The organism is Chamaesiphon polymorphus CCALA 037, assembly GCF_003003845.1.
GTDB lineage: Bacteria > Cyanobacteriota > Cyanobacteriia > Cyanobacteriales > Chamaesiphonaceae > Chamaesiphon > Chamaesiphon polymorphus.
Map to the genome: position 1 here is coordinate 1 of NZ_PVWO01000288.1, position 7373 is coordinate 7373.

Below are 7373 nucleotides of genomic sequence, written 5' to 3' on the forward strand. Positions count from 1 at the left end.
CTATTCACTATTCACTATTCACTATCCACTACCCTCTTTTTACCGCACGCTAACTTCTGCATCCATCGAGGCCGATTTGCTAGATACTTCTGGCTGTGTGGCGAGATATTCAGCTAGTTGGGCTTCGATTTCGTCGCGGACGATTTCTCGGTATTCGAGGAAGTGTTCGTTGTGGGCGCAGACACTCATATAGTGGACGAATACGGCTGGGTTATTTAGCAAAATCCCAAAGAGGTGATGCCAGAACATCCAGCGGGTTTCGCGCACGATTCCTTGTCGCCAGATGACTGTCAAGAATGCGCGCAGAACGATTAGCTCGGGGAATTTCGCTTCTGTTTTGCCAAATGGCGCGCCTAGCTTCAGAAAACAGCGGTAATTGCGATCGAGAAAAGCTTTGGGATCGTAAATCCGCCAAAAAGCATCGACATATTCGCGAGCGATATCTTCGAGCGGACGAGTGGGACGGAAATTCATCAGTGTCGTCTGATTGATATTGCCATCGCCTTTGAGCATTCGCCCTTCTTTTTCTAACCGATGCCACAGAGCGGTGTTGGGTAAGGCTTGCAACATCGCAAATGTGGTCGTGGGAATGGCGGCATCTTCGACAAAGCGGACGATGCGATCGCCTGCGCCTGTTTGTTCGCCATCAAAACCGATGATAAATCCGGCCATCGGGCGCAATCCCGCACGGATAATCGTATCGATCGCGTCACTGAGCGAGCCGCGCGTATTTTGGAATTTTTTGGTCATGGCCAGACTGGCTTCGTCTGGGGTTTCTATCCCGATGAAGACGGAGGCAAAGTTACTCTCAACCATTAGTTGAAGCAATTCTGCATCTTGAGCCAGATCGATCGAAGCTTCGGTATCCATCATGAATGGATAACCGTGCTCTTTTTGCCAAACTTTGAGTTCTTTGAGTAATAACTTCACATTGCGCTTATTGCCGATAAAGTTATCGTCTACCATGAAGACGCCTCTGCGCCAGCCCAGCTCGTACAATCGATCGAGTTCGGCAATAATTTGCGCTGGTTCTTTGGTGCGTGGTTTGCGTCCGTAGAGAACGATAATATCGCAGAATTCGCACTGGAACGGACATCCCCGCGAAAACTGTACGGACATCATATCGTAAGCATCGAATTCCAGCAGATCGTAGCGCGGAATTGGTGTCGTCGTGACGTCGGGTTTGTCCCCTTCAGCCGCCCGAAAAGTGCCGCTAGTCTCACCTTTAGCGATCGCTTCGACAAATAGCGGCAAGGTAATTTCACCTTCATCTAAAATCAGAAAATCTGCCCCAGCCACTAGAGATTCTTGGGGTACGGAGGTTGGATAGGGGCCGCCAACTGCGACTAATTTACCGTGCTGCTTGGCTAGTGTAATCTGGGCGGCGAGATCTTGCTTTTGGACGATCATTGCCGACATAACTACAATATCTGCCCATTCCCATTCTGCTTCAGTCACTGCCCGGACATTGCGATCGACTAGTTTAAATTCCCACTCCTGGGGCAAGATCGCCGCAACTGTCACCAATCCTAACGGTGGCAAAACTACTTTGCGATCGACTAGTTCGAGAATCTTTTCAAAAGACCAGAAAGTCTTGGGAAATTGGGGATAAACGAGCAATGCACGCATAAAATTTTGGAAAATAGGATAATAATCTACGATCGTCTCAAAACTAGTAACTATTGCCGCACTCTGTTCTAGCCGATCGAGCAAAAAGCTGCTAGCAAGACGAGCTAAAACTGTAGTTATCGACATCGATCGCCATCCTACTTATTAATAACATGAAATTACTATGGGTGTGTTGTTGACAGATGACTCACCCTAATTGCTGGAGATGGTTGGTGGCAGCTAATTACACATTTCGGCGCGGCTATTTCTATGAGTGCCAGCTTGGATCCGCGACTGGCCATCTGACGTCGATCTAATTTTTGCTCGATCGTCGATCGTCATCCACTATTTGTTACATTGCAATTCGCCGATCGTACTACCCCAAAATTTACATATAGTATAATTATTACAAGACTTCGATTTGGGAGATCGAAGCACGATCCCACCAAACTACACCCCGGTTTTTTGAGTTCTGGCCACCTAGTGTCTGGGTTCCAGCTAACTTTCACAGTAATGATGATCGGCCGATCGTCAAGTCAGATCGGCTACCAGATGGAGTGCCTACAGAGATTGCAATCTAGCACACTTCACATCGGTAGTGTAATGTCATGTCATCAACAACATCTTCGACTGTCGCTCTGTACTTGACAAGCGATGCCTGCATCGATATCGATACCGAGCAGCTTTTCGATCGAGCATCTCTAGTCAAGAGCCGAAAATCGGTTCGGATTCCGATCTGCGATATTCCCTATTGGAGTCCGGGGATGATTGCTAATGCTACCTTTTTTGGCGATCCAGAATTTGGCCCCAAATATTTCAGGTCGGAAAATAGTAGCGAAGAATTTGGCAACCGTTGGCGCGCCGCAATTGGTAATTGGGACGACAAGATTGTCGTAGATATCGGTTGTGGCTCGGGTAACGTGTATGCCGCAGTCGGTGGTTTGCCACGATCGATCTTCGGCATCGATATCAGTTATGGAGCCTTAGAACATGCGATGCAGTTGGGTTATACGCCGCTACTTGCCGACGCTCACAACCTACCCTTAATTGATGGCTTTGCCGATATCGTGACTCTAAATGCCGTATTACATCATTGCGATGATATGGCGCGAGTTTTGAGCCAAGCCGCACGGATTGTGAAACCGGGTGGCTTATTAATAACCGATGAAGATCCGTTGGCTAACATGCCAGAGTACCGAGGCTTGGCATTGCCGATCCGAGCGGCTAGAAAAAGATTTCCCATGTATTGGTTGCCAGGAAGATCGACAGTCTATACACATCCTCGCGAGGAAGCTTTGCGACTGGCGACCGAGCTGCACAACCGCAACCCAGGGGATGGTGTGACGCCAGCATTGTATATCGACACACTAGAGCCGTTAGGTTTTTCGATCGAGCTATACCCGCATTATCACAATGTGGGCGACGAATTATTCCAAGGCGACCCCGGTCGCATGGGTTTTACCGATAACTTAATTAAACTACTGTGTGGATCTAACGCACCCCCCGCACCACAGTCGATCGCCTGTATTGCCAGAAAAGCCTCCTAGCTATGTGGGTGGATGGGTGGACGGGAGACGCTTGAGATCGAGATCGCTCTTTGCTATTTTCATTATTACCCGGAACTAATTTTCGCTAAGTACTTGCATAATTATTTAAACCTTGCTATATTAGTCAAGTTGCGAATTTTTCACACAGCAGCGCGCCGGGATAGCTCAGTTGGTAGAGCAGAGGATTGAAAATCCTCGTGTCCGGAGTTCAAATCTCCGTCCTGGCATAACTTTAAACCCCACACACATTGTGGGGTTTTTGCATTTTTTAGCTATTATAAATACTCGGTACTAATGCTAGCTTCCCAGCGGCTGTTTGCATTAGCACGATCTCATCGGTACTCCACTCATAGGTAGAGCGGCAATTATGAGCTACCAACAATCCCCACAAGCCGCGCTCGGTGACAATGGGTACAACCAGATTGGCTTTGACTTGGATTTGTTGGAGATGCTCGCGATGACAAGGCGCAATCGGTTCTGACTCGATATCGGGAATCGCTCGTACTCTCCCTTCCTCATAGAGTTTGGCATACTCGCCATTAAAACAGCCATCGGGGCCAGTCGAACCCAAGATCGAAAATTGGCGATCGCTCAATGACTCAAAAGTAACTCGTCCCGACCATTTATAGTAAAAATAGTACAATGCCACTCGATCGGCATTGAATGCGGTTCGCAGTTCGTCGGTAGTTGTTTGGATGAGCGTATCTCTAGCTAAATCGCGAGCTAATCGAGTGAAGATTATTTGTAGTGCTGGATCGGACATAAGTTGTCTGCTAAATGTTATCAATTGTCTTGCGATCGCTCAGGGTAATAACCAACGTTAAAAATTAGATCGTCATACTTCATTAGTCAGGAAGTACTCGAACCGCTCGACATAGAGGTTGTGGCGAAGATTCAACCGCCACTTTTAAAAGATGCCATCGAGAATTTGATGTGCCATCTCTAGTTTAGCGCAGGGCGAAATATCGATCCGATCGCCATTACGTTTGAGGATAACTGCTTGATTGCGATCGCTACCAAAGCCACTATCTGGTAAGTCTACTGGATTGGTAACGATCGCGTCCAAGTTTTTGCGCTCTAATTTCTCTAGTGCGGGGGTGATAATATCACCAGTCTGCGCGGCAAATCCAATTAGTTTTTGATGGGGTTGTTTTAACTTACTCAACTCGGCAATAATATCTGGGACTGGATCTAATTCCAGTTTGGTCGGTAAGAGTTTTTTTGGTAATTTTTGGTTGCTATAATGAGCTGGCTTAACATCGGCAACTGCGGCTGACATCATTACTAGATCTGCTGCCGAAAAATGTGCTAGCATTTGTTGCTGCATTGCCACACTATCGATCGCCGGAACTAGCTGAATGCGCCGATCGATCGGCACATCTGGTAATGTGCTATGAATTAACGTAACCATCCCACCGCGATGCACTGCGGCTTGAGCCAGTGCGAGTCCCATTTTACCAGTTGCTGGGTTGCCGATAAACCGGACGGGATCGAAAAATTCGCGCGTTCCACCCGTACTGACAAGTACTCGTTTACCCGCGAGATCGAGCTTGCCACCAGTGTGTAACAACGAATGAATATAGGGTAGGATCTCTTCAGGCTCGGCCATTCTGCCCATCCCGACTCGATCGCAAGCCAGCAATCCCACGCCAGCTCCAGCAACATGATAGCGAGGATCTTGACATAATAGTTGCCAATTTCGCTGCACCGCCACTTGATTCCACATCTCCGTATTCATGGCAGGAGCGAGTAATATCGGACAAGTAGAAGCTAAAACTGTATTGGTTAATAAATTATCGGCTAATCCTTGTGAGAGCTTGCCTAAAGTGTTTGCCGTCAACGGCGCAATTAATAATAAATCTGCCCATTCACCTAATTCAATATGCAGCGGACGGTGATGGATCGGTTGCCAAAAATCGCGATCGGTATAGGCAGGATGACGGGATAATGTTGCCACCGTTAGCGGTGTAATAAATTGCTCGCCGCCTGCTGTGAGGATAACTTTAAGTTCGATTCCAGCTTTAAATAGAGTGGAAATTATTTCACATACCTTATATGCGGCAATCCCCCCTCCAATCCCAATTAAAACTCGCATGTAGCAATCTTAAATAAAATTCCACCCTAGAGCTGGGCAGGCGCGAGGCACTGCCCTTTCGGATGGCTGTTCGATTTCCAAATCTTATTTAGGGACGCTAGATTAAGCTTCGTCATATGCTTCTAAATCGAGCAGATGAATGTATGGTTCGACTAACTCTGGACGTTGAAAAGCGATCGCGCGCAAAAAATGCCAGTCTTGCAATCCATCAAATGGATTGCGATAATCATCGCTTTCCAATCGTAGTGCTAGTTCTTCTACTTCTTCTGTGGTCAAATTGGGGATATGATTCCGTTTGGACATCTCGATCGCGGTCATAGGTAAAACCTCCTCGCAATTTGGGTAAAGTTCGGTAGTTATCTTTAATCTTAGCCTTATTAGTTATTATTACCCATCGATCGAGTCAGGATTAACAATTTTGTTTATAAATTCGATCGATCCGTAACAAAATTTCTCACTACATCTAAAACTTCAGGCACGATCGAGTGTCCCATGTCAAACTCTTGGTACCGGACATTAACTCCCCAATGAGTCAACACTTCTCGCCCTTGGCGCGCCGCCGAAATTGGGACGACATCATCTTGCCTGCCGTGAACGATGAGGACAGGAGGCGCAGCAAGAGGCTGCGATCGATTTTGATGCAAGTAGCCACTCAGTACGATTAGACCCGCTACAGGCAAATCTAGGCCGATATCCAGCGTCATTGCGCCACCTTGAGAGAAACCCGCAATCCAAGTTCGATCGAGCGGAATTCCCGTACTATCTGGTAAAGACTCAATCCAGGTAGTCAAAACTTCACGACTGGTAGCTAATTGAGTGATGCTGCGATCGTTTAACTGTCCCGCACCTGTAAATGAGTACCACATTTTCCCCTCGTCGCTATATTCGTGGTCGAAGATGCCATTAGGAAACAGAAATTGATATTCGGGCAGCTTAAAATAGGGTACGAGTTCGCCCAGATCGTCATGATTGGCACCCCAACCATGCAAAACCACGATCGTACCTATGGGTGCATCGGTGCGAGCGGGAACGAAAATAATGTCGAGTGGATTGTTGGCTTCGATTTGAGTCATCAGGGAAATAGATAGTTTTGGTTAATTTTGTGAAGGATTAAAAAACTCGATCTGGCTCATTTTTGCTGGGATTTTTGACCTAATTCGTATTTATAGTGAAACGCACAAATTGTTGCGTCAGGTCTTTGGGGTGCTTAAATCTGGACAACCTTTCAACCCTAATTTTCTTGCTCTTCCCTCTTGACTCTCAAGACAGTATCTACTATGCCACCAAAGCAGCCGAAATTGGTATGGTTATTCATTTGGAATATCACATATCTAAGGAGCCTGAATATGATTTTCGCATTACTTGACTGGAGGAGTAATAAAATAGCGGAAAACAGGCATCGGAAAACCAGCGACACCGCCACTATTAACCGTTCCCGTACCGATATTGGAATCGCCCTCGCGATCGTCTGCCGCTTCGATCCGCAGTAAAATTTGATGGGCACCAGTCAAACCTTTAGGTATTTTACGGGGATCTGGCCCAGGTAAAAAGACTTGGCCGATCGGTTGTAAGAATAAATCGAACCTATCTAACTGAGTATAACGGCGTTGCAAACCTCTTTCTTCGATCGGTAAAGTCGCTTCTGTCAGTAAATCCCGCCGCGATGGTGGCGGATCTCCTGGTAAAACTACTTCCCATCTACCCTTCAATCTGCCCGTGCCATTGTAGGTAATTTGGGCACCAAAATTGGGCAGCGACTCGCCAACTGCGATCGTTGGAATCGGTTTTTTGCCAGCAATTTGGAGTTTGACACTAGTAATACTAAAAGGTACTCGCGCCCCACCACTAGAAAGCCTACAAGTCACCGCGACATATTCATCGGGGGCACCTGTGGTACTCCGCCAGCGGCGCACGTAAAAGAAATCTGAGTTATTGCCCTTCGCCGCATCCTGGTAGGCTTTACGCGCCACAGAGGGGGGAATTGTCATGATATCGGTATAGTTACTTTGACCGCTAGATCGACCCAGATCGTAACGTTGGGGCAGTCTGCCAAATACAGTACCAGGAACGCACGATCGATCGGCATTAATCCTGTCTCTTATACACATCTGACGCTGCCGACG

The 7373-nt window shown here is 47.2% G+C and carries 6 protein-coding genes, 1 tRNA gene and 1 pseudogene; 2 read left to right on the top strand and 6 right to left on the bottom strand.

What is annotated here, in order from left to right:
- Nucleotides 1-39: 39 nt before the first annotated feature.
- Entirely contained in the window at nt 40-1629 is a 1590-nt protein-coding gene (locus C7B77_RS19190) for a B12-binding domain-containing radical SAM protein (protein ID WP_106308455.1), read from the bottom strand.
- 587 nt (nt 1630-2216) lie between these two features.
- Here C7B77_RS19190 and C7B77_RS19195 point away from each other — a divergent pair.
- Complete coding sequence (locus tag C7B77_RS19195; protein WP_106308443.1) at nt 2217-3155, top strand: class I SAM-dependent methyltransferase; 939 nt, start codon at nt 2217-2219, stop codon at nt 3153-3155.
- Nucleotides 3156-3309: 154 nt separating this feature from the next.
- A tRNA-Phe gene (locus tag C7B77_RS19200) sits at nt 3310-3382 on the top strand.
- A 41-nt stretch (nt 3383-3423) separates the two neighbouring features.
- Here the strand turns inward: C7B77_RS19200 and C7B77_RS19205 are convergent.
- The 5 genes and pseudogenes from C7B77_RS19205 to C7B77_RS19225 form a co-directional block, all read right to left on the bottom strand.
- Complete coding sequence (locus C7B77_RS19205) at nt 3424-3918, bottom strand: GAF domain-containing protein (protein ID WP_106308446.1); 495 nt, start codon at nt 3916-3918, stop codon at nt 3424-3426.
- Nucleotides 3919-4062: 144 nt separating this feature from the next.
- Complete coding sequence (coaBC, locus tag C7B77_RS19210; protein ID WP_106308449.1) at nt 4063-5250, bottom strand: bifunctional phosphopantothenoylcysteine decarboxylase/phosphopantothenate--cysteine ligase CoaBC; 1188 nt, start codon at nt 5248-5250, stop codon at nt 4063-4065.
- A 102-nt stretch (nt 5251-5352) separates the two neighbouring features.
- A complete protein-coding gene (gene isiD / locus C7B77_RS19215) occupies nt 5353-5568 on the bottom strand; it encodes a protein IsiD (protein ID WP_015161851.1) in 216 nt (71 codons plus the stop codon).
- A 104-nt stretch (nt 5569-5672) separates the two neighbouring features.
- Nucleotides 5673-6323, bottom strand: coding sequence for an alpha/beta hydrolase (locus tag C7B77_RS19220; RefSeq protein WP_106308452.1), 651 nt, complete (start codon nt 6321-6323; stop codon nt 5673-5675).
- A gap of 285 nt (nt 6324-6608) precedes the next feature.
- Nucleotides 6609-7373: pseudogene (locus tag C7B77_RS19225) on the bottom strand (hypothetical protein); the annotation flags it as partial.

Coding starts and splice junctions, on each gene's coding strand:
- C7B77_RS19190 (WP_106308455.1), bottom strand. CDS start 1,629: ATGCGTGCATTGCTCGTTTATCCCCAATTTCCCAAGACTTTCTGGTCT.
- C7B77_RS19195 (WP_106308443.1), top strand. CDS start 2,217: ATGTCATCAACAACATCTTCGACTGTCGCTCTGTACTTGACAAGCGAT.
- C7B77_RS19205 (WP_106308446.1), bottom strand. CDS start 3,918: ATGTCCGATCCAGCACTACAAATAATCTTCACTCGATTAGCTCGCGAT.
- coaBC (WP_106308449.1), bottom strand. CDS start 5,250: ATGCGAGTTTTAATTGGGATTGGAGGGGGGATTGCCGCATATAAGGTA.
- isiD (WP_015161851.1), bottom strand. CDS start 5,568: ATGACCGCGATCGAGATGTCCAAACGGAATCATATCCCCAATTTGACC.
- C7B77_RS19220 (WP_106308452.1), bottom strand. CDS start 6,323: ATGACTCAAATCGAAGCCAACAATCCACTCGACATTATTTTCGTTCCC.